The 22,233-nt window shown below is 44.8% G+C and carries 20 protein-coding genes; 17 read left to right on the top strand and 3 right to left on the bottom strand.

Annotated elements, in window-relative coordinates; genetic code table 11:
- Positions 1–228 precede the first annotated feature (228 nt).
- From AOT82_RS00705 to pncB, 5 genes are all read left to right on the top strand, one after another.
- Positions 229–1,713, top strand: a complete 1,485-nt coding sequence (locus AOT82_RS00705; protein WP_071001372.1) for a coniferyl aldehyde dehydrogenase — start codon at positions 229–231, stop codon at positions 1,711–1,713.
- A 345-nt stretch (positions 1,714–2,058) separates the two neighbouring features.
- Positions 2,059–3,987 (top strand): glycine betaine ABC transporter substrate-binding protein, encoded by a 1,929-nt coding sequence (locus tag AOT82_RS00710; RefSeq protein ID WP_083328793.1) that lies wholly within the window; start codon positions 2,059–2,061, stop codon positions 3,985–3,987.
- 63 nt (positions 3,988–4,050) lie between these two features.
- A complete protein-coding gene (locus AOT82_RS00715) occupies positions 4,051–4,944 on the top strand; it encodes an ATP-binding cassette domain-containing protein (RefSeq protein ID WP_071001373.1) in 894 nt (297 codons plus the stop codon).
- Positions 4,945–5,258: 314 nt separating this feature from the next.
- Positions 5,259–7,004 (top strand): bifunctional peptide-methionine (S)-S-oxide reductase MsrA/peptide-methionine (R)-S-oxide reductase MsrB, encoded by a 1,746-nt coding sequence (msrAB, locus tag AOT82_RS00720; RefSeq protein ID WP_392397097.1) that lies wholly within the window; start codon positions 5,259–5,261, stop codon positions 7,002–7,004.
- A 295-nt stretch (positions 7,005–7,299) separates the two neighbouring features.
- Entirely contained in the window at positions 7,300–8,526 is a 1,227-nt protein-coding gene (gene pncB / locus AOT82_RS00725; protein WP_071001375.1) for a nicotinate phosphoribosyltransferase, read from the top strand.
- 1 nt (position 8,527) lies between these two features.
- Here pncB and xseB read toward each other — a convergent pair whose 3' ends face one another.
- Together xseB and xseA are read right to left on the bottom strand one after the other, a co-directional pair.
- Positions 8,528–8,773 (bottom strand): exodeoxyribonuclease VII small subunit, encoded by a 246-nt coding sequence (xseB, locus tag AOT82_RS00730; RefSeq protein WP_071001376.1) that lies wholly within the window; start codon positions 8,771–8,773, stop codon positions 8,528–8,530.
- A 58-nt stretch (positions 8,774–8,831) separates the two neighbouring features.
- Positions 8,832–10,364: an exodeoxyribonuclease VII large subunit gene (gene xseA, locus AOT82_RS00735; RefSeq protein ID WP_071003576.1), complete on the bottom strand. Its 1,533-nt coding sequence runs from the start codon at positions 10,362–10,364 to the stop codon at positions 8,832–8,834.
- A 44-nt stretch (positions 10,365–10,408) separates the two neighbouring features.
- Here xseA and AOT82_RS13735 point away from each other — a divergent pair, with 44 nt between their 5' ends.
- Positions 10,409–10,573, top strand: coding sequence for a hypothetical protein (locus tag AOT82_RS13735; RefSeq protein WP_156770944.1), 165 nt, complete (start codon positions 10,409–10,411; stop codon positions 10,571–10,573).
- A gap of 18 nt (positions 10,574–10,591) precedes the next feature.
- Here AOT82_RS13735 and AOT82_RS00740 read toward each other — a convergent pair whose 3' ends face one another.
- On the bottom strand, positions 10,592–10,960 hold the full coding sequence (locus AOT82_RS00740; protein ID WP_071001377.1) for a hypothetical protein: 369 nt from the start codon (positions 10,958–10,960) through the stop codon (positions 10,592–10,594).
- 290 nt (positions 10,961–11,250) lie between these two features.
- Here AOT82_RS00740 and AOT82_RS00745 point away from each other — a divergent pair, with 290 nt between their 5' ends.
- From AOT82_RS00745 to purF, 11 genes are all read left to right on the top strand, one after another.
- Positions 11,251–11,901 carry an alpha/beta hydrolase gene (locus tag AOT82_RS00745; protein ID WP_071001378.1) on the top strand — a complete coding sequence of 217 codons (651 nt, stop codon included), beginning with the start codon at positions 11,251–11,253 and terminating at the stop codon, positions 11,899–11,901.
- A gap of 90 nt (positions 11,902–11,991) precedes the next feature.
- Positions 11,992–13,092, top strand: a complete 1,101-nt coding sequence (gene zapE / locus AOT82_RS00750; protein WP_071001379.1) for a cell division protein ZapE — start codon at positions 11,992–11,994, stop codon at positions 13,090–13,092.
- A 134-nt stretch (positions 13,093–13,226) separates the two neighbouring features.
- Positions 13,227–13,886: a nitroreductase family protein gene (locus AOT82_RS00755; protein WP_071001380.1), complete on the top strand. Its 660-nt coding sequence runs from the start codon at positions 13,227–13,229 to the stop codon at positions 13,884–13,886.
- A gap of 122 nt (positions 13,887–14,008) precedes the next feature.
- Positions 14,009–15,325: an NAD(P)H-dependent glycerol-3-phosphate dehydrogenase gene (locus AOT82_RS00760; protein WP_071001381.1), complete on the top strand. Its 1,317-nt coding sequence runs from the start codon at positions 14,009–14,011 to the stop codon at positions 15,323–15,325.
- 60 nt (positions 15,326–15,385) lie between these two features.
- Positions 15,386–15,844 carry a SixA phosphatase family protein gene (locus AOT82_RS00765; RefSeq protein ID WP_058024979.1) on the top strand — a complete coding sequence of 153 codons (459 nt, stop codon included), beginning with the start codon at positions 15,386–15,388 and terminating at the stop codon, positions 15,842–15,844.
- 160 nt (positions 15,845–16,004) lie between these two features.
- Entirely contained in the window at positions 16,005–17,300 is a 1,296-nt protein-coding gene (gene gspL / locus AOT82_RS00770) for a type II secretion system protein GspL (protein WP_071001382.1), read from the top strand.
- A 33-nt stretch (positions 17,301–17,333) separates the two neighbouring features.
- On the top strand, positions 17,334–17,903 hold the full coding sequence (gene gspM / locus AOT82_RS00775) for a type II secretion system protein GspM (protein ID WP_071001383.1): 570 nt from the start codon (positions 17,334–17,336) through the stop codon (positions 17,901–17,903).
- 281 nt (positions 17,904–18,184) lie between these two features.
- Complete coding sequence (locus AOT82_RS00780) at positions 18,185–18,586, top strand: DUF4870 family protein (protein WP_071003577.1); 402 nt, start codon at positions 18,185–18,187, stop codon at positions 18,584–18,586.
- Between the two features lie 224 nt (positions 18,587–18,810).
- On the top strand, positions 18,811–19,845 hold the full coding sequence (locus tag AOT82_RS00785; protein WP_058024983.1) for a quinone-dependent dihydroorotate dehydrogenase: 1,035 nt from the start codon (positions 18,811–18,813) through the stop codon (positions 19,843–19,845).
- Between the two features lie 30 nt (positions 19,846–19,875).
- Positions 19,876–20,373 (top strand): CvpA family protein, encoded by a 498-nt coding sequence (locus AOT82_RS00790; protein WP_071001384.1) that lies wholly within the window; start codon positions 19,876–19,878, stop codon positions 20,371–20,373.
- 206 nt (positions 20,374–20,579) lie between these two features.
- Positions 20,580–22,115, top strand: coding sequence for an amidophosphoribosyltransferase (purF, locus tag AOT82_RS00795; RefSeq protein ID WP_058024985.1), 1,536 nt, complete (start codon positions 20,580–20,582; stop codon positions 22,113–22,115).
- Positions 22,116–22,233 lie beyond the last annotated feature (118 nt).

Below are 22,233 nucleotides of genomic sequence, written 5' to 3' on the forward strand. Positions count from 1 at the left end.
TCATTGAGTTAGCTGATAGGTAGACAACACTAGTACAGACGCACTAGTCAACCAAAGAAGCTGTTCATTGCGCAGTCAATGCGCTACATTAAAGTTTGATAAGCAAAACCGAATAAAATGTACGGTCAGGGCATATAACGGATGCGCGCGTCTGACTAACAAAGTAACACCATAATTCAATAAACATAGTGAGCATGTGACATCATATGAGCACGACAAGGAAGATAAATGACAGATAGCAACCAACACGCCCATGAGCAGGCACCAACCGATGCAGGTTTTTCGCTGCAGCGTATGCCTGAAGCACTGAGTACCGCAAAAACCATCGATGAGATGAAAGCGCAATTTGCGCGCTTACAAATGCTAAGCCGTAAGCAGCCGATCAATGATTGGGGTACTCGTGAGACCCAGCTAGATAATTTAGAAGTGATGCTGAGCGACAATCAAGAAAGCTTTGCAAAAGCAATCAGCGCAGACTTTGGGTATCGTAGCCAATCAGAGACTCAGTTTGCCGAGCTGTTCCCGAGCTTCACAGGTATCAGTCATGCCAAAAAACACGGCAAAAAGTGGATGAAAACGTATCGTGCGCCTATTTCACCCCTATATATGCCCGCTCACAATGAGATTCAGCCGCAGCCATTGGGGGTGGTCGGTATCATGGTGCCTTGGAATTATCCGCTGTTTTTGGCGATTGGTCCGATGATTGATGCGCTTGTCGCAGGCAACCGGGTCATGGTCAAAATGAGCGAAGCTGCGCCGCAGTTTGCTCAGACATTTGCTGATGCCATTTCTCGTTATTTTTCGCCCGATATGATTTGTGTGGTGCTGGGTGAGGTGGATATTGCGGCCGCCTTTAGCGAATTACCATTTGACCATCTACTCTATACTGGGTCTACTGCGGTCGGCAAAAAAGTCATGGCGGCTGCGGCACCTAACTTGACCCCAGTGACGCTTGAGCTTGGTGGTAAGTCACCAGTGATTGTATTGGATGATGCCAATCTAGAGTCGGTGGTCAACCGTGTCATGATGGGTAAAACACTAAATGCAGGTCAGACGTGTATTGCCCCAGATTATGTATTGATTCAGCGTCAATATCATGACCAGTTTATCCATTTAGCAAAAGAGTGGATGGCCAAGCACTATCCCAATATCGAAAACAATCCAGACTATTCACGCATTATCAATGGTGAGCAGTTTAAACGGGTCAAGGGTTACCTAGACGCGCTAACAGGTGTTGAGATACACGCACTTACTGCAGTTGAGCCCAATATCGAAACGCGCTTGATGCCACCTGTGATTGTGAGCGAGCCTGCGCCTGATAGCGATCTGATGCAAAATGAGATTTTTGCTCCGATTTTGCCGCTGATGCATTATGAGACATTGGATGATGCGATTTCTTTCGTCAACGCGCGTCCACGTCCATTAGCGCTATATGTCTTTAGTGACAACTATAGCAGCATCGAAAACGTGCGTAACAATACCGTCTCTGGGGGTCTATGTATCAATGAAGTGATCATGCATGTCGCCCAGCATGACTTGCCATTTGGTGGGGTTGGTGATTCTGGTACAGGTGCTTACCATGGCAAAGCAGGTTTTGAGCGTTTGAGCCATATGAAACCAGTTTTTGTACAAACTAAGCTTAATGGTCTCAATTTCTTATTGCCGCCTTATGGTGGACTGTTTAAAAAGGCGATGGCATTGTTTTTGAAATAATTGCTCTATGGGAGTTATTCAAAAATTGATTTTGAACTCTCTTCATTCGATACCTATATCTATAGCATCTATCAAAATAGGTGCTATTTTTTTGTCAAAAAATCAAAGGTTAGCATTGGGAAAAGGTTTATTAATGATAGTGTTATATCTGCATGGCATAAGGTTTAACCATCTCAGCAATCGAAAAATAAGCATTTGTTATTACTCCTATAAGTCGCTACACTTTGTAGTAAGTCTAAACAACAGTGAATGATTCATAGATGTTGTGAGTCAATATGGCATCGTGATGCTCTGTGGTTGTGATACTTCTTTCATGTCAGTACAAAACAATAAATAGGACAGAACATGCGCCAATGGATTGCATTAAGTTTACTGTGTATGAGCGCGTTGTTGCTGCCTTTATCAGCATCCGCAGCTTGTGAGTCACCGATCAAGTTTGGCGCACTGACGTGGGAGAGCGGACAGTTTACTTCTGGGGTGCTTAAATATATTGCTGAAGAGGGTTACGGTTGTACGGTAGAAGAAATGCCAGGAGCAGGACCTGCGCTTGAGACCGCATTGTCTCAAAACGATATTCAGATCATCGGTGAGCAGTGGATTGGACGCTCACCAATCATGGAAAATGCCATCGAGCAGAACAAAGTGGCTGTCATTGGCGATACACTCAAAGGTGGCGCAACCCAAGGGTGGTATGTCCCAAAATATGTATTAGAAGAAAACCCAGGGCTACGTCGTTATCAAGACTTGCCCAAATATGCTGATCTATTCAAAGACCCTGAAGATCCGAGCAAATCTCGCTTTATGAATTGTCCTTCTGGATGGACCTGTGAGATTTTTAATACGCGCCTTCTAAAAAATACGGGGCTTGATAGTATTTTTAATAATGCTCATCCCGGTACGGGCGCTGCGCTCGATGCTGAAATCGCCTCTGCTTTTGAGCAGCATAAGCCACTATTGTTTTACTACTGGCAGCCTACGGGCCTAATGGCAAAGTATGACTTTGCTGCTTTAGAGTTCCCAGATCACAAAGATGCCTGCTGGCAAGACCTATTACTCGCTGACGGCACGTCTGATTGCGTATCAGGCTTTCCCGTATCGCCTCTTGGTATTGCAGCATCGACCCCATTTATCGACACCAATCCTGAGCTGGCAGAGGTCTTCAAAAAGATACAGTTTACGCCTGATGAGCTGAACGGCGCTATCTTGGAGATGAGTGAGAGTAAGCGTAGTGGCGATGAGCAGGCGTTGGTGTTTTTGCGTGATAACCCAGACGTTTGGCGCGGTTGGTTGTCTGAGGAAGCTGCTACCAATCTTGCGACTAAGCTAGGTGTCAGTTTGGACGGTACCACCTCGATTGATGATACTGCTTCTACTATGGATCAGTCGGTATTATCATCCAGTTTTCCATCATGGTCACTTGAGACCCCGCTCAACAATGCCTTATCAAGCGTCGTCCAAAACTACGGAGACGTATTTCGCACTATTAGCACGGTGACACTTACGTACTTGCTCTTACCTATTGAGCGATTATTAACGATTATTCCGCCTTGGCTGATTATCGCCTTAGTGGCTGTATTGGCGTGGTTTGGTGTACGCAAGATTTGGTTTGCGTTGGCATGCGGCGCGGGGCTATTTTTGATTGGTGCTTTTGGGTTATGGGGCGCGCTGATTGATACCTTAGCGTTACTCATCGTGTCAGTATTGGTCACGGTGGTGATTGGTATTCCTATCGGTATTGCCATGTCGGGTAGCAAGCTGCTGCGCAAGATTGTGACGCCAGTACTCGATGTGATGCAGACGATGCCAAGCTTTGTGTATCTCATACCGGTACTGATGCTGTTTGGTATTGGTAAAGTGCCTGCACTTTTTGCAACGGTTATTTACGCGCTGCCACCACTGATTCGCCTGACAACGTTGGGTGTTACCCAAGTGAATCATGAAATGGTCGAGGCAGGACGCTCTTTTGGTAGTACGCATTTGCAGCTACTCATTTGGATCAAGCTGCCACAAGCACTGCCCAGTATTATGGCAGGTATTAATCAGGCGGTCATGATGTCACTTGCGATGGTGGTGCTGGCGTCGATGATTGGTGCCCCAGGCCTTGGTGAAGATGTATTGCAATCTATCCAAACGCTTAATATCGGGCAAGGCTTACAAGCGGGTATGGCGATCGTTATCGTTGCCATTATCATTGACCGCATTACTCAAGCCTTTGGTCAAGGAAAGCGTGCTCGTCAAAAAACGATCAAAGCAGGCAGGCGTCCGATTGGGTAGAAACTTGTCCAATAGTCAATGAGTAAAGCCAGCATAAAAATCAAGCAAATAGCGAGAGTCACGATGAATCATATCCAGCTAAAAAATATCAGTAAAATCTATAATGCCAATAGCACGCAAGCCCAGTCTGCAATGGCGTTACTGGCTGAGGGTATGGATAGCGTTGCAGTTAAAGAACAAACTGGCTACTCGGTGGGGCTCTACGATATCAACTTGAATATCAAGGCAGGCGAGCTACATTGCATCATGGGGTTGTCAGGCTCTGGCAAGTCGACCTTGATACGTCATCTCAATCGATTGATTGATCCAACCAGCGGGGAGATATGGGTTAACACGACGGTCAATACCAAAACGCATGCCAAGGATAATACTCAGGCAAACACTGCGCCAGTAGACGAAAGCTCATCTAACGCTATCAATATTTTAGAACTTAATGATAAACAATTGCAGCACTACCGCCAGCAAACGGTCAGCATGGTTTTTCAGCATTTCGGCTTAGTTCCGCACATGACTGTGATTCAAAACGTCGCTTATGGTCTGCGTGTCCGTAAAATGAGTGTGAGCGAGCGTCATGAGATCGCGCGTTATTGGCTCAATGAAGTAGGGCTGACCAACCTAGAGCACAGCTACCCTGATGAGTTATCTGGCGGTATGCAGCAGCGAGTTGGGCTGGCTCGTGCGCTAGCAACGGACAATCCCATCTTATTGATGGATGAGGCATTCTCTGCGCTTGATCCGCTTATTCGCGCGCAGTTGCAAGATCAATTATTAGAACTACAAGAGCGCCTGAACAAAACCATCGTTTTTATCACCCATGATATCGATGAGGCTATTAAAGTTGGTCAGCGCATCAGTATTTTAAATGGCGGACGCTTAGTACAGACAGGAACACCAAGCGACTTAAGACACAATCCTGCTGATGATTATGTCGAGCAGTTTATGCGTGCCAAAGCTTAATTGGGATTGATGAGGGTGTCAGATACTTCTCTATCAGCACTCTTACTATCCTGTTAAATAAGTGTAGCTATCAACAGCTTACTATTAAAGTAGGCTCCAGTAGCGTTGTATACTATTAAGATGAACTAATGCGTCTCAACCATCAGAATCACTGTCTCTCCACCATTTTTCAAAGTCTTATCTCTTTAACTTGAGTTCCCTCATAATAGAATTTTGAGCTATTTATCGCTCATGGTTGCCAAAACTCGCACCATTCGTAACAAGGACATGTCATGTCATATAAAAACAATCAAAAAAATAGTAATCATGAAGAAATTAAGAAACCTCGCTCACCAAGCTGGCTAAAAAATGTTAGCGCCTTTAGCATGACAACAGTGCTAAGTGCAGGCATATTAGTCGCCTGTGGCCAGATGAGTAATGCAGAAAGCAGCGCAAGCAGTAGTACCAAATCAGGTAGTCAAAATACTGGTGTCACAAGCTCTCGTGACATGTTGCCTTCCGACATGCTCAAACAAATGCAAGCATTGCCGCAGCTAACGAGCGGCTTAGGCGACACAGGTGCGGCAGTGATTGATCCTAATAAGCCAACCTTGGTAAAATTTTGGGCGAGTTGGTGCCCGTTATGCTTGGGAACGTTAAAGGAGACTGAGACATGGCGCACTGATCCTAAATTTTCAGGGCTGAATGTCATGACTGTCGCCAGTCCTGGTCACCTGAATGAAAAAGCGGATGGTGAGTTTAGTACTTGGTATGCAGGCGTACAAGCGGACCACCCAAACTTGCCTGTCTTGACTGACCCTTCAGGTGAACTTATCAATAAGCTTGGTGTACAAGTTTATCCAAGCTGGGCTATCCTTGATAAAAATGGCAATCTAGTACACTTGGTAAAAGGTAATATATCAGTAGAGCAAGCCTACGCACTTGCCGAAAATGCAGATAATGGCTTCGCTGAGCTCAAAGCAGGTAACGCTAAACCTGCCAATGCACAAGCATCAGATAACAATAAAATCGAAACCATCAAGCAAAAAGATGGCGTGTACTACAATGAGACCGGCAAACCAATCAACACCCGCTCAATCTACCTTGCAGGGGGCTGTTTTTGGGGTGTTGAAGCTTATATGGAGCGCGTTGATGGCGTCATCGATGCCGTATCAGGTTACGCCAATGGCGATACAGCCAATCCAAGCTATGAGCAAGTCATTCGTGGCTCAGGTCATGCAGAAACCGTAAAAGTTACCTATGATGCCGACAAAACAGACCTCGATACCATCTTAAAATACTATTTCCGAGTGGTTGATCCAACGAGTCTGAACAAGCAAGGCAATGATCGCGGTGTGCAGTATCGCTCAGGTGTGTATTACACTGACAAAGAAGACAAAGCGGTGATTGATGCTGCGCTCAAGCGTGTACAAAGCAAATATGAGCAAAAAGTCGTGGTCGAAAATGAACCCTTAGATAATTTTTATTTGGCTGAGATGTATCATCAGGATTATCTGGCAAAAAATCCAAATGGCTATTGTCATATTGATTTGAGTCTTGCTGATGATAAGCCTGAAGGGGCAGCTCGCACCAAGCTTGCGCCAGTTGAGACTATTGCTGAGACGTTAGATCCCAAGCGCTATGCTAAATTTGACAAAGATGCGCTAAAGAATACCTTGACCAAAGCGCAATACAATATCACGCAAGAGGCTGGGACGGAGCGTGCTTTTAGTCATGAATATGACGATTTATTTGCACCAGGGATTTATGTCGACGTGGTGAGCGGTGAGCCGCTGTTTTTGTCGACTGATAAATACCAGTCAGGGTGCGGCTGGCCCAGCTTTACCAAGCCTATTGATATGCAAGTGATTACTCAGCATCAAGATACGGCATTCAATATGGTACGTACTGAGGTGCGCTCGCGCGTAGCAGATTCACATTTAGGTCATGTATTTTCTGATGGTCCAAAAGACCGTGGCGGGCTGCGTTATTGTATCAATGGCGGGGTGCTACAGTTCATCCCAGTCGATGTGATGCCGCAATCGGGCTATGCACCATTGGTAAAACTGGTGAAATCATAGTCGTTTTATTGCCACCTTTGAATAAATAAAAAAGACGTTAAGTTCACTCTTAGCGTCTTTTTTGTACCATGTACTGTTAGATATTCGATGATCATTTTCGCTAGTTGTACGAATTTTGCTGCAATCTCATGCGAACTCTGACATCAATACCAAACTTCGTTATACTGGATGGTTTATGGATGACGCATACTTTATGGGCGTCTATTATCCAGATGTTATTTATTATTCAGACATAAGGTCGCTTGGTTGATTCGGTGACACTTGTTTCTCATTTCTGCACTTTTAAGGCCATAGCATGACTGCTACTTATTCACCTATTATTACCTCACTGCTTGATAATGATTTGTACAAATTTACGATGTTGCAAGCCATGTTGCATCAATTTCCGCAGACGCATGGGGTCTACCGTTTTCGCTGCCGCAATCATAAAGACACCGCTTATCCACTCGCCAATATCAAAAAAGATCTAGAGCAGCAACTAGACAGTCTGTGTGAACTGCGCTTTTTGCCAGATGAGCTGGACTACCTACGTGGTTTGCGCTTTATGCGCTCAGACTTTGTTGATTATCTAGAATTATTTAAGTTAAAACGCCGGTTTATTACCGTCAGTATCGATGAAAAAGGTCGTTTGTCTATCGACATCGAAGGGCCGATGATTCAGGCAATGTTCTTTGAAGTATTTGTGCTGGCTATCGTCAATGAGCTTTATTTTAATGCGTTATCTGACGATAGTGTGATTGTAGAAGGACAGCGCCGCCTTGATGAAAAAGTGGCATTGCTGCATCAATATGCGGCAGAGCAGAAAAAAGAAGATCGTAATACGCCGCCGTTTATCGTCGCTGATTTTGGAACGCGTCGACGCTTTAGCAAACGCTGGCAGGCGCATGTGGTAGAGACACTATACAAGGCTGCGCCAAAAATCGTAGGCGGTACTTCTAATGTATATCTGGCAAAGCAGCTTGGCATGACGCCGATAGGCACGATGGCACATGAGTTTATGCAGGCATTTCAGGCATTGGATGTACGTCTGCGCGATTCACAAAAGGCAGCGCTTGAAGCATGGGTGCATGAATATCGCGGTGATTTGGGTATTGCATTGACAGACGTGGTTGGTATGGATGCGTTCTTGCGCGACTTTGATTTGTATTTTGCCAAGCTCTTTGATGGGCTGCGTCACGATAGTGGCGACCCTTACATCTGGGGTGATAAGGCAGTGGCACATTATGAAAAATTAAAAATAGATCCAAAGACAAAGATTTTGACTTTCAGTGATGGGCTGGATTTAGAAAAGGCTTGGGAGCTGCATCAATACTTCAAAGATCGTATTAGAACCAGCTTTGGCATTGGCACCAATTTGACCAATGACATGGGCATCACACCGATTAATATCGTGCTCAAATTAGTAGAGTGCAATGGTCAGCCAGTGGCCAAGCTGTCTGATAGCCCAGGCAAGACCATGATCAATAATGACACGTATCTTGCCTATCTACGCCAAGTCTTTGAAGTTGATGAGCCTGAATAAACTAACTGTCCGTGCTGCTAGTAGATTTTTCTTCGGCGAAGGCCGCATCCAATGCTTGCTGTACCGCGTTAATACGGGTTTCGCAAACGCGATAAGCCGCAATAGACTCTTCAACCGTGGTCATCAGATTATCAATATCAGGCTCGTCTTGTTGCTGTAATTCGGCCGCATTGGTTTTTAAAATATCGTAAGCCGCCTTAAAGGTTTTTGGGGCGGCTTTTTTGCGTCTGCGAGTAGGGGTGGTCATAAAATTTCCTAATTGTTAAAGGTAAGTAGATAAGTAGTTGTTAGATATTATTATATGATTAAATGGGCATGTCTGAGGTTTCAGTCGCTTTCTTGTCGATATTGACATCGATAATCTGCGCTTTTGCATTGCCATCTTTTAAAATGATATTGACGGTTTGCTCAGGAGACAGTTGGGTGCTGGTCGTGAGCGTTTGGTTGTTTTTGGCATCCGTGAGCATGGCATAGCCTTGTTTGAGCACGCGAGACGGGCGATGTAATAGCACAATATCACGTAGATGTTCGCTATCACGCTGTGATTGTATGACTTGCTGCTGCACGTTTTGCATAATCGATTCTTGATGAGTTTTGCTATTGGTCGCGGCTTTCGTCAGTTGTTGACGTGCCGAGGTTTGCGTTTGTGTATATCGCTCAGCCGTCAGTCTAGCGGCTTGCTTTACTTGACGCTGTGCGCTTTGTTGAATGCTGCGCCACGCATAATCATTGTCTTTTCGCAGAGCGGTGAGTTGCCCAATAGTTTGCGACTGTATTTGGCTCAACTGGCGTGTGCTTTGTTGTTCCGCCGTATTGAGTTGGCGCTGAGCGGCTTGTTTGATTTGCGCTTGATATTGTAGCGTCTGAGTGACGAGCTGGGCTAAATGACTATGGATAGCGGCAATCACTTTTGAGGGCGTATCAAAGCTGGTGTGCGCCACTTCATCTAAGATGACTTTGTCACGCTCATGACCGATACCCACCCAGACAGGCACAGGCTGCTCAGCCACCAACGCTGCCAGCTCATAATCATTAAGATAAGCCAAATCACCAACCGCACCGCCGCCGCGAATAATCACCAATAAATCAGGCAAACGCTGATAAATTTCATAAAACTGCTGCTGAGCACTAACGATGGCTTGGCGTATCTCAGCGGGTGCATGATTGCCTTGAAAAGTCGCATTATGGTAGTGGAAATGACAAGCACCTGTACTGGCTAAGCGATCCGCATCTGCTTGAAAGTCACCCAATCCAGCCGCCTTTTCAGGCGCGATGACCAGCACATGCTCGATATCAAAAGGGGTAGGCAGCTGCTGATTGAGGTGTAATAGCCCTTCGCCTGTTAAGCGATCAACCATTTCTGCATACTGCCGTGCCAAGTCGCCTAGGGTATAGCTGGGATCGATATCCTCAATCGTGATTGAAAAACCGTACTGGGGATGGAATCCTGCCGATACTTTAAGGAGTACGGTCAAGTCACGCTCAAGCGGCATACCCGTTGCGCGCTCAAACTTGGCTAATACACGAGCCGCTTTAAAGCGCCAAAGGTTGCCGCGGCAGCTGGCGACCACTTTGCCATCATCGTCTTTTTCTGCCAATTCAAAATAATAGTGACCACCCTTGCTCGACAGATTACGGATTTCAGCTTTGACCCATACCCGGTGGTCAAAGGTCTGTTTGATGACCATTTCAACCGCGGATAAGTAATCACTCAGGCGTAGGACCGTATCCTCTAAATGGTCTTCTTGCTCAGCGAGCTCGGCCTCTAGAGTGGCCAAATCTTTGGCAGGTGCGAGTACTTTGGCCTGTTTGATATTTGAAAGGTTAGGTTTGCGCATGATATAAGACCAAAGATAATGAAAATATAAAGACTGATGAAGATATGCTGAATACGATAGCGGATAGTTTAACCCAAAAGGGCGCGCACAAAAAGCAAAGCCAACAAGCTTTGATTGATATATCATCCATATCGCGGCTTGTTGGCTATTCCATCAATCACAGTATGTCAGGTGATGCTAGAGAAACGCAAATGGCGTCGCTCATTTAGAGAGTTGCTGATAGAGAGTTACTGGCAACGAAAATTGATCTTGTATTCATAATCATCATTGCGTGACAAATCTGGCGTGCCCGTGCCAAAGATTGAGCCGACCACGGAACCCACTTGCCCAACCATACGGCCAGTACGTTCATTTAAGATACCATTATATTTGACATTGTCATCAACAATAATGACTTGTTTGCTTCGACAGGTTTTTTGCGCACTATCAATTGCATTTTGCTGCGCTTTGACTTTGGTATCAGCGATTCCTGTGGTTTCATAAATAGAGTTGGCACGTTGAATCACTGGTGATGATGGCGTGCTTTGACAAGCGCTTAAAACGAGCGCACTGGCCAATATTGCACCTAAACTGGCAGTTTTGTTAAAGGTATTCATAAATAATTCCTAATGTATATAAACAGAACGTCTTAGCGATAGGCAAAGCTTCATGAATGTAGCGCATCTAGATATTACCTGTCTAGACGCTTATTGTGTGCGGTATTACAGCAGTATTACCTATCCAATTTATGACAAAAAAAGCGTGCTTAAATAAATCATATACTCAGCTGCTGGGCATCAACTTTGGCCTAACATAAAACAAGTCGCACCCGTACACAGCAAATCACTTGAAATAAAAATCATATCTAGGATAATTGAGCCATTCATTTTTATTAATAAGTAATACTATGCAATTGATTCCTGCTCCTGCTGGTGTGCTCGAGGTCGACGCACTATGGCAAAATGACAATCCTAACGACCCAAATACAGATACCGTTGCGCTGCTGTGTCATCCCAATCCGTTGTTCGATGGGACAATGAACAATAAAGTGGTCACGACTATGTACCGCTTTGCCCGTGACAATGGTATGCATGTGGTGCGCTTTAATTTTCGCGGTGTTGGCCAATCGACAGGCGAGCATGATTATGCGGAAGGTGAAGTGGTCGATGCAATGACCGTGCTACAATGGATTGCTGAACAAACCAATGCCCGAAAGCTATGGCTGGGCGGTTTTTCTTTTGGTGGTTATGTCACTGCCCGCGTGGCTGAGCAAGTACTTGAAGCCGCGCATATATGGGGATTGGGTGATTTTGACGTGTCAAAAATCGCGCTTATCGCACCCTCAGTTGAAAAAAATGACAGTACTGATATCAATTTACCCGCTGATAAAACCTTTGAGATTTATGGCAATGCGGATGAAGTAATCGCGCCTGAAAATATGCAGGCATTTGCAGATCGTTTAGGAATTGCAGTAAGCGTTGTCGATGGTGCTGGTCACTTTTTTCACGGTCGATTATCAGAGCTCAAAAAGTTATTAGAAACGCATAGTAATACGTAGTTTTAACCTTAACCGCTAATTTATGTTTTAGGGTAGCACTTAGCCACTCCAATATTTTGATATTTATTTAATCCAACGATGAGTCGTATTATGAGTTTATCTCCATTGCAACGTTACGAGAAAGCCGTCAGTACCGATGAGTTTACTCGGGATGAGCAGCAATTTCAGGCCATGAGCTATCTTGATGAGATCTACCATCAGCTCATCAATAGCGCACCGCAAAAGAAAGGGTTCTTTGGGTTTTTAAAATCTAAGCCTGCCGCGCCAACTGGATTATATATGTGGGGCGGTGTCGGTCGCGGCAAGACGTGGATGATGGATATGTTTTATGATTCATTGACCATTGAGCGCAAAATGCGTCTGCATTTCCATCATTTTATGCAGCGTGTTCATCAGGAGTTGAATAAGCTTCAAGGCGAAAGTGATCCACTCGAAAAAGTCGCCGATATTATTTATAAAGAAGCGGTCGTTATCTGTTTTGATGAGTTTTTTGTGTCTAACGTCTCTGATGCGATGATTTTGGGTGATTTGTTTACGATGCTGTTTAATCGCGGTATCACTTTGGTGGCTACCTCAAACATCGAGCCTTCTGGTTTATACAAAGATGGTTTGCACCGCGACCGTTTTCTACCCGCCATTGCAGAGGTTGAGAGCCATACGACTGTGATGAATATCGACTCCGGTGTTGATTATCGTCTGCGCGTGCTTCAGCAAGCAGAGTTGTACGAATCACCAATGACCAAAGCCAACCATCACTGGCTCGCCAACCGCTTTGCCAGCTTGTCTAATAATCAAAAAATCAGCAATGACCCGATTATTATCAATGGCCGCGAGATCCCAATCAACGCGCGTACCGAAGATATCTTGTTTTGCGATTTTCGACATCTGTGCATGGCACCGCGCTCGGCATCTGATTTTATTGAACTTGCAAAACAATTCAGCACGGTATTAGTTGATTCAGTACCCGCTTTAGATGATGATTTGCGTGATCCAACGCGCCGTTTTATTTATCTGGTCGATGAGTTTTATGATCGCCGTGTAAAACTGTTGGTACGCGCAGAGCAATCGATTTTGGACTTGTATCAAGGGGAAAAGCTAGCGTTTGAGATTGAGCGTACCCGCTCACGCTTGCTTGAGATGCAATCAGAAGATTATCTACGCATGGATCACCGCGTCGAAGATGCTGCGTAGTGGATGTTTTTTAAAACAGCATTGCTACAGCTTAAATATTTTTTCGCATTCGGTGCTTAGTATTTTCAATGACAAGTATCAGATTTAAAAGTAGTTCGTAAAAAGAAATAAATAATAATAAGTAAGGACAGGCAATGACGACAACAGATGAAAATAACCAAGCGCCACAGGACAATAAACTGCCCGTTAAAAATGTAGCCACAAATGATGTCTCAGCTAGCAGTGAAGAGCTGATTGGTTGGATTAATTCAAGACGCAGCATGGGCAATTTGGATACACCAGCGCCAACACGGGATCAAATCGAGTCTGCTATTGGGTGTGCAGCGACAGCGCCCGATCACAAAAAACTGCGTCCATGGCGCTTTATTGTGACCCAAGGAGAGGCACGTCACGAGTTAGGTAATGCTTTGGTAGCCGCAGCAAAAGAAAAAGCGCTCAAAGATGGCGAAGAGCTGTCTGAGAAAACCATCAAAAAAACCCATACCATGCCGCTCCGAGCACCTGTTATCATAACGGTCGTGACGCAAATGCAAGAGCATAAAAAAGTGCCACCTTTTGAGCAAATGCTCAGTGCAGGTGCTGCTGTGCAAAATTTGATACTGGCACTCAAAGCTCAGGGATTTAGTACAGTTTGGCGTACTGGGTTGTTATGTAATGAGCCTGCGGTAAAAGCTTATTTTGATGTGGGTCCAGATGATTATGTGACCGCTTTTGTTTATACTGGCACTAGTCCAAAAGATGAATCCAAACGCAAACCTATTGATATCGAGCCGTTAGTACGCTTCGAGTCGTAATTTGACTCGGTGTTGTCTCTTGGTAAAATTATTACCTCAAAAAGACCGCGAGCCCGAGTATCGGAGATATCTGGGAACAGTAGCTCCTATGAGAATAAGTCAGTCAACATGGATAAAAGAACATGACAAGTCCTAACGATAGCAATAAAAATAACAACAGCGCTAACAATGAGGCGGGCAACAATACGTCTGAAAAACAAAATGGTATGTTGGCAAGTATCTTAGAGCGTGCAAGTAAGTCAGGCATCGGTCGTAAAAAATCAACGCGCAGTCCAGTTGAGTCAGCAGTCGCAAAAGACATGGCAGATATTCACAGCAACCCTACCAAGCTGCGTTTGGCGTTTTTAGGTGGTGGTAGCTTTGGTACGGCAATGGCAAACTTGGCTGCGCGTAATGGCTGCGATGCTACGCTGTGGGTACGTAATAAACGTACGGTAAAAGCGATGGCAAAAACTCAAACCAATAAAAAATATCTGCCTGGCTACAAGCTTGATGACCGTTTGAAATACAGTCATGATTTGGCGGCTACCGTCAAAGACAAAGATATTATCTTTATCGCCGTGCCGGGATTGGCTTTTCGCGAAACGGTAAAAAACATTGCGCCTTTGATCAGTGGGCAGTCTATCGTATCGTTGACCAAAGGAATGGAGAAAGATACCTTTGCCATGATGAGCGACATTATTAAAGAAGTGTTGCCTGAAGTGAATTTCGGTGTTATGTCAGGGCCAAACCTTGCCATAGAAATCATGAAAAACATGCCGTCTGCCACGGTGATTGCAAGTGAGTCTGAGCCATTGCGTCATGCGGTACAAGCAGCTTTGCACAGTGCTTTTTTTAGGGTGTTTGCAAGTGACGATGTACGCGGTGTCGAGCTTGGCGGCGCGCTCAAAAACATCTATGCCATCGCCATGGGTATGGCAGCTGCTTATGAAGTGGGTGAAAATACCAAAGCAATGATCCTTACTCGTGCCTTGGCAGAAATGAGTCGTTTCGGTGTTGAAGAGGGGGCCAATCCGCTAACCTTTTTAGGTTTGTCAGGAGTGGGGGATTTATATGCCACTTGTAGCTCAGAGTTAAGCCGCAACTATCGTATTGGTAATATGCTCGGTCGCGGCATGAGTATTGATGCTGCCGTCAAAAAACTGGGTCAAACTGCTGAAGGGGTCAATACGATTCAGCAAGTCCACGAAAAAGCCACTAAAGCGGGCATCTATATGCCTATCACCCATGCGCTCTATGCGGTCATTTATGAAGATAAAGCAGCATTAGGCGTGGCACTACATTTGATGGAAGCGGGATTCCGTAGTGATGTTGAGTTTGTGATGGCGCATGATCATAGCAATGCTGCGCTTACCGCTCATATGAAAAACTCAAGTAACAGCGCTAAAGACAATACCAAAGACGACGCCAAAAGTAAAAATAGCGATGCTGATAAGTAAGATATTTTATTAAAAGGTACTATTGAGAGACAGTGCTAACTCCGCGCACCAAGGAAGGTTATGAAAATTATATTAGTACGTCATGGTCAAGCCGAAGATGAGACGCGTCCGGATAGTGCGCGTCAGCTGACTGACTTTGGTCAACAGCAAGCGGCACAGACGGCAGAGTATGTGACCACACACTATCATCCAGATTGTTTTATCGTCAGTCCTTATGATAGGGCGCAGCAGACGCTGGCTGCATTCCAGTCACGAATGCCCAACGTACTTTCAACAGTACAAGATAATATCACGCCCTCTGATGATGCCCGTGAGGCTTTAATTGATATTGCGAATATTGATGCAGAATGTCTGGTCGTTGTTTGTCATATGTCAATCGTTGCTTATATCGCAGGCTTGTTGACTGGTGATTATCCTGAGTCATTCTCTTTGGCAGAAGCCAGAGTGTTTGAAATGGAGTTTGTTATGACTGGGATGGCCACTGAAGTGGATCGTTTTGTACCTGACCAACCATACTAGGCTGACTTAGCCATTTCTTAGATAGGGTGAATTCAGAGTGAGGCAATCATGCCAATTAAGCGACTGGCTCAGCAGATAAAATGACTCAATCCTTTCTAAATAGTAGCACTGCTTCATCACAGTACTTTTATAACCGCAGCAATAATCGAGGACACGTTTAGTGTTACATGTTTGGTTACGAGCGCAGCATAGTCCGCTAGCTGTCTGGCGCGAAGATGTACATCAATGGCAGACGGTTGATGGTTGGCAACAGTTACAAACTATCTATGGTCATCATAAATCGAATGGCCAAAAGGCAATTTGTTTATATTTCCCCTCAAGTCATGTATTGCAAGTAGAAACAGCGCTTAATAATGCTCAGCTCAAGCAGCTGGGTAATAGTGGTAAGCAGTATTTGTTTGAAGAAACCTCCCTAACGCCAGTTGAGCAATTGGTTATTCGTCAGTTGAGCCATACTGATACGACGCAGCTGTACGCATTGGCACAAAGCGATATTGAGGCATGGCAGCAAAGTGCTCAACTCGTGGGTATGAATATAGTGGCACTACTGCCAGATTTCCTATTACTGCTGCCGCCAGAAGAAGGTGCAGGTCAGCAAGTGACATTATATCAAGACGAGCAGACTCTGCTATTGCGCCAATCATTGCGCCAAGGTATGGCTGTCAGCTATTTGCCGTTGATCTTTGAGCGCTTTCCGCATTTAAGCGAAGTGATGTTGCTGACTTCTATTGAAGCCAATAGCCTTGCTACCAGTGATTCAGCCACTAATGAAATGGATAGTATGGGTATCAATGATATCCCAGCAACATCAGCGACTACCAGTTCTATGGCGCAAACTAAAGCGCTGATCGCTGATCACCAGCTGTTATTAACGAGCTTGCCCACGACACCAGCGCCCATTGACAACCCAGAACGTCATGCGCTGAACTTCTTTATCAAATCAACCGACTCACAGTTATCACCGTATTTACGGGTAGCAATGATGGTTGCGTTATCGGCCTTAGTGCTACAGATGGCAACCGATGGGGTGCAGTGGTACCAGTATAATGAGGCAACAGCTGCCACCAAGACTGAAATAGCAGCGCAATATCAATCTTGGTTCACTGATGAGCCCCTCAGCACTCGAACCAAGCTCCAAGTACAATTACAGCCAAAACTGCTTAGCGACAGCCAGGCACCTGCATCACACATGGCAGCGCTGTCAAAGATATCACCCTTAATCAAACAATCTTCACTGCGTGCGCAGACGCTAGTGATGCAGCCATCTGCACTCAGTTTTACGCTCATTGCACCTGATCGTGGCAGTTTGGATCAATTCACGAGCACGCTAATAGCGCAAGGTTTGAATGCCAAGCTTGCGCAAGTGAGTAGTAATGATCAAGGTCAATTTAGTGCTCAGGTCACTGTGGATGTGGTGGAAAACAGCGATACGGCGAACACTCCGGCAGCATCATAATTCATCAGTGTATTGGTAAGAAAAGGTCAAAACATGAAACAATTACAGCGCCGTACCAAACGCAGTGCAGCTGTCTCTGCAACCAATACTAAGGCGCACGCATTCTCTGAGCGTATGAGCAGTTACCAAAATATGCTATCAACGCGCTGGCAAGCATTACCACCACGCGATCAGCTAGCGTTAGCTATATTATCCGTATTTTTGTTGGTGTTTATCGGCGGTTATGGTGGTTATAGCATTCATCAAGCGGCAAAAGAGAGCGAAAATGATTATCAGGAACAAGTGGCTGATTATTTTTGGTTGCGGGCGCAAGCAGGTAATATCGATAGTAATGCATTAAGTGCTGGCAATAACGCTAATGGAGAGGCTGACATGCCGCCTGCCAATCGAATTAGTGCGCTGCTAAATACCACAGGAATTACAGATGCTCAGGTCGTTGCGGCTGGTGATTCGGTGCAGTTAAGCTTTATCCACCCCAGTCAAGCTGTCGTAAGTACCGCTCTTGGCAAGTTAGAGCAGCAAGGTTGGCAGTTCACGCAGTTATCCATGCAGCAAGACCTAACGAATAAATCTATCCAAGTGCAAGCCACTGTCACTTTATAACTCGATACTGTTTAGTGGCAGGTATGGTCTTAATAGTAGAATATGAGTAACAGAACATGATATGTTCCAATCCAATTTATTAGTAACTCGTTTTTCAAATGGCATTTTGAGTTAGATGTCATTGAAAAGCCTTTTATCTGTCACCATTAAATGTTTATTAGCCACTGCTAACGATAGATATTTAGCGTAAAGCACTTTCTTCATAACGATACTGATGAGCATAGCTTTCAGCAGACAAGATTACTGACCAGCAAGGACAACGCAAACCAATGAGTGACAGTATGAGCAACGATAAGCGCCGTTCTTTAACCATTTACAATCACATCACTTATTTCTTATATGTGATTAGCTATTTTACCGCTGGTCTGCTGTGGATCGTGCCGATTGTGATGAATTATGCCAAGCGCCACGATGCTGATGGTACATGGTTATCCACGCATTTTGATTGGCAAATCAAAACGTTTTGGTACAGTATCGTTTGGTTTATTATCGGTATTGTCATCACAGCTTTTGCTTTAGGTGGTTTTGGTGTGAGTATGCTAGCTGATAGTGGCAATATCGCTATTGGTTCGACGTTACTGGCTGGCTTTGGTCTGTTGATTGTGACATTCACCTTTATCTGGCATTTATATCGAATTATACGTGGTTGGATTGCACTCACTGACGGCCGCCCAGTACCTTGATGTAATATACTAGTTGTCTTTCGCTGTTGATTCAGTTGAGCTTAAAAGACAGTGAATTATTATGGCTATTTAATAAATGCTTGTATGCGCTGACGGTGGGTTAAATGTAGAAATTTACCGTGTGAAACTTTGCGCTTGTTTCTGTTAAGCTGATATAATCGCTCCGCCTGATTTCATTCATATTCTTTATCCACTATTTCTTTCGAGCAGGGTTTGCCATCACTATGTCTTATGCCTTACTTCGTCCTTTTTTGTTTAATATGGATCCCGAACACGCCCATGAGATGACGCTATCTTTATTAGATAAAGCACATAAAGCGCGTGTTTTAGGTTTGGCGTATGGTCAGTCAATGCAGCCTACTGACTGTATGGGATTACAGTTCTCCAATCCAGTGGGTTTGGCAGCAGGACTGGATAAAAACGGTGACTATATTGACGCGCTGGCTGAGCTGGGTTTTGGTTTTATAGAAGTGGGGACGGTCACGCCAAGACCGCAAGCAGGCAACGATAGGCCAAGACTGTTTAGAATCAAGCAAGCAGACGCCATCATCAACCGTATGGGCTTTAACAATGAAGGCGTTGATTATCTGATCGATAATGTCAAACGCTGCAAATACAAAGGCAATATCGGTATCAACATTGGTAAAAATGCCGACACGCCAGTAGAGCAAGCCGCAGACGATTATGTGTATTGCTTAGAGCGTGTCTATCCGCATGCCTCATATATCACGGTCAATATCTCATCGCCAAACACCAAAAACTTACGTGATTTGCAAAGTGGTGAGGCCCTGACCCAGCTGATGGATACAATTAAAAACCGTCACAGTCAACTAGCCACCGAATATGGTTTTTATGTGCCATTGGTGCTCAAGGTTGCGCCTGATCTAGAGCCATTGCAAGTTGACTATATCTCACAGCAATTATTAGACTTTGAAATTGACGGTTTGATTGCAACCAATACGACACTGAGCCGCGTGGGTGTCGAAGACTTACGTGATGGTGATCAAATGGGCGGCTTGTCAGGTCGTCCGGTGAGCCACATTAGTACCCAGATTTTACAACAGTTCTCTGATCAGCTAGATGGTAAAGTTGCTTTGATAGGTGTGGGCGGTATCGATAGCGGTGCCAAAGCCGTCAAAAAAATCGAAGCAGGTGCAGACATGGTACAGCTCTATACAGGTCTTATATATAGAGGACCTGGGCTAGTACAGTCTTGTATTCAAGCAATCGGTGGTTATTATGATGCCATGGAAAGCTAGTCAAGTGAATAAAATGGTGAGGCGCAAGATATGAGCGTTCTAGATATTGTGATTGCTATTGTTGTCTTGATTGGTTTGTGGCGCGGCTTTCAAGTTGGCCTGATCAAAACAGCTGTGGGCTTAGTAGGCTGGTTTATCGCTCTTATCGCTGCGACCCGGCTCGCAGGATCGGTGTCGCCTCAATTATCTGGTATCGTGCAAAGCCCAGTGCTACAAATGGCGATGGCCTTTTTGCTAGTGGTGATTGTGATATTGGCGGTTATGCACTTGGTGGCTTTTGTATTCTCGGGTGTGCTCAAGACACTGCGTCTGGGTGTGGTTGATAAAATGGCGGGCGGGGTGCTTGGTGCTGCCAAAAATGTACTGATGGTATTGGTTGTGTTAAGTGTGACTGCGCCACTACTAGTACAAATGCCGCAATGGCAAACCTCAGTCCTTGCCCCTGAGCTGATGCCTTATGCACCCATGGGTAAAGCATTGGTATCAGATGTATTAGGTATGGCTTGGGATCAAGTCAATCAGTCTTAATTTTCTATTGTTCTAATTCTTTTTATACTTCTAAACGTTTACATGTGTCACTGATCATCGAAAACAGATGATCAAAAATTATCATGAAGTTTCTTACAAAATCATCAGGTTAGCGGTGGACGACAGTGCGTGATTTTAGCCACATACTGTCAGCAGTTTTGCCGTTATTGTCGTACTAATGTATGAGTTAAATAGGATATAGCTATATGTGTGGAGTCATTGGAGTTGCAGCTCATGAGCCAGTCAATCAGATACTTTATGATGGTTTAACGATGCTGCAGCATCGCGGGCAAGATGCAGCGGGTATTGTTACTTTGCAAGATGGTCGACTTTACCTACGTAAAGAAAACGGTATGGTACGTGACGTATTTATGAATCGTCACATGATGAAGCTGGTCGGTAAGTTTGGTATCGGTCACGTTCGTTACCCAACTGCTGGTACTTCTAGTAGCGCTGAAGCCCAGCCATTTTATGTTAACTCACCTTATGGTATCACGCTTGCGCATAATGGCAACTTGACCAATGCTGAGAGTTTGGCCAAATCTTTGTATATCGAAGATCGTCGCCACCTCAATACCGATTCAGATTCTGAAGTGCTGCTGAACGTACTCGCACATGAGATGCAAAATCTAGGTAAGACGCATCCAACAGCCGATGACATCTTTGAAGCGGTAAAAGCCGTTTATAGACGCTGTGAAGGGGCTTATGGCGTTGTGGCCTTGATTACTGGTCATGGATTACTAGCGTTCCGCGATCCAAACGGTATTCGTCCGCTTATCTTTGGTAAGCGCATGGCAGAAAACGGCGGCACCGAATATATGGTCGCCTCTGAATCAGTCGCATTGACAGGTTCTGGCTTCACTATCGTTCGTGATGTAAAACCAGGCGAAGCTATTTTTATTGATTTGAACCATAAGCTACATACGCATCAATGCGTAGCGCCAAAAGAATACACGCCTTGTATCTTTGAATATGTGTACTTTGCCCGTCCAGATTCTATTATGGATAATATCTCAGTTTATAAATCACGCCTACGTATGGGTGAAAAATTGGCTGACAAAATCCTTGCAGAGTGGGGCGAAGATCATGACATTGACGTGGTCATCCCGATTCCAGATACGTCACGTACCTCAGCGATGGAGCTAGCGCTAAAAATGAACGTCAAGTACCGTGAAGGGTTTATGAAAAACCGCTATATCGGTCGTACGTTTATCATGCCAGGTCAACAGCAGCGCAAAAAGTCCGTTCGTCAAAAGCTAAGCGCGGTGCCGTTAGAGTTTAAAGGCAAAAACGTACTATTGGTTGATGATTCAATCGTTCGTGGTACGACGTGTCATGAAATTATTCAAATGGCGCGTGATGCAGGTGCTAATAAAGTGTTTTTTGCGAGTGCCGCGCCACCAGTCAAGTTTCCAAACGTATACGGCATTGACATGCCAGTGCGTACCGAGCTGATTGCCTCAGGCAATAGTGTTGAGGAAGTACGTGAGATCATTGGTGCTGACCGTCTGATCTTCCAAGACCTAGATGATTTGATCGATGCCGTCAAGGATACCAAGCACAGCAGAGTCGAAGGGTTTGATTGTGCTGTATTTAATGGCTGCTACATTACTGGCCAGATCAATGAAGCGTATCTTGACCATCTGCAAGAGCAGCGTAATGATACGGCCAAAACTGGCAAGAAAGGCGTGCAGATAGTGGCTGATACCCCAGTCGATATGATGGGTGTTGAAGAGCTTTAAGCCAGATAGTAATAAATATATTGCTTGAAAATAAAAAGCTGGATTCTATTAAGAGTCCAGCTTTTTTTTGCCAAAAATACCAGTAAAATCAATATTGGATGTTGGTATAAGATAGGCT

The sequence above is a fragment of the Psychrobacter sp. AntiMn-1 genome (assembly GCF_001854065.1).
Lineage (GTDB): Bacteria > Pseudomonadota > Gammaproteobacteria > Pseudomonadales > Moraxellaceae > Psychrobacter > Psychrobacter pacificensis.

What these genes read in the sequence shown, in the direction of transcription:
- xseA (WP_071003576.1), bottom strand. Translation starts at nt 10,364, where the DNA reads ATGCGCAAACCTAACCTTTCAAATATCAAACAGGCCAAAGTACTCGCA.
- AOT82_RS13735 (WP_156770944.1), top strand. Translation starts at nt 10,409, where the DNA reads ATGCTGAATACGATAGCGGATAGTTTAACCCAAAAGGGCGCGCACAAA.
- AOT82_RS00760 (WP_071001381.1), top strand. Translation starts at nt 14,009, where the DNA reads ATGACAAGTCCTAACGATAGCAATAAAAATAACAACAGCGCTAACAAT.
- AOT82_RS00705 (WP_071001372.1), top strand. Translation starts at nt 229, where the DNA reads ATGACAGATAGCAACCAACACGCCCATGAGCAGGCACCAACCGATGCA.
- AOT82_RS00710 (WP_083328793.1), top strand. Translation starts at nt 2,059, where the DNA reads ATGCGCCAATGGATTGCATTAAGTTTACTGTGTATGAGCGCGTTGTTG.
- AOT82_RS00790 (WP_071001384.1), top strand. Translation starts at nt 19,876, where the DNA reads ATGAGCGTTCTAGATATTGTGATTGCTATTGTTGTCTTGATTGGTTTG.
- AOT82_RS00765 (WP_058024979.1), top strand. Translation starts at nt 15,386, where the DNA reads ATGAAAATTATATTAGTACGTCATGGTCAAGCCGAAGATGAGACGCGT.
- AOT82_RS00745 (WP_071001378.1), top strand. Translation starts at nt 11,251, where the DNA reads ATGCAATTGATTCCTGCTCCTGCTGGTGTGCTCGAGGTCGACGCACTA.
- zapE (WP_071001379.1), top strand. Translation starts at nt 11,992, where the DNA reads ATGAGTTTATCTCCATTGCAACGTTACGAGAAAGCCGTCAGTACCGAT.
- gspM (WP_071001383.1), top strand. Translation starts at nt 17,334, where the DNA reads ATGAAACAATTACAGCGCCGTACCAAACGCAGTGCAGCTGTCTCTGCA.
- purF (WP_058024985.1), top strand. Translation starts at nt 20,580, where the DNA reads ATGTGTGGAGTCATTGGAGTTGCAGCTCATGAGCCAGTCAATCAGATA.
- xseB (WP_071001376.1), bottom strand. Translation starts at nt 8,773, where the DNA reads ATGACCACCCCTACTCGCAGACGCAAAAAAGCCGCCCCAAAAACCTTT.
- AOT82_RS00780 (WP_071003577.1), top strand. Translation starts at nt 18,185, where the DNA reads ATGAGCAACGATAAGCGCCGTTCTTTAACCATTTACAATCACATCACT.
- AOT82_RS00755 (WP_071001380.1), top strand. Translation starts at nt 13,227, where the DNA reads ATGACGACAACAGATGAAAATAACCAAGCGCCACAGGACAATAAACTG.
- AOT82_RS00740 (WP_071001377.1), bottom strand. Translation starts at nt 10,960, where the DNA reads ATGAATACCTTTAACAAAACTGCCAGTTTAGGTGCAATATTGGCCAGT.
- pncB (WP_071001375.1), top strand. Translation starts at nt 7,300, where the DNA reads ATGACTGCTACTTATTCACCTATTATTACCTCACTGCTTGATAATGAT.
- AOT82_RS00715 (WP_071001373.1), top strand. Translation starts at nt 4,051, where the DNA reads ATGAATCATATCCAGCTAAAAAATATCAGTAAAATCTATAATGCCAAT.
- AOT82_RS00785 (WP_058024983.1), top strand. Translation starts at nt 18,811, where the DNA reads ATGTCTTATGCCTTACTTCGTCCTTTTTTGTTTAATATGGATCCCGAA.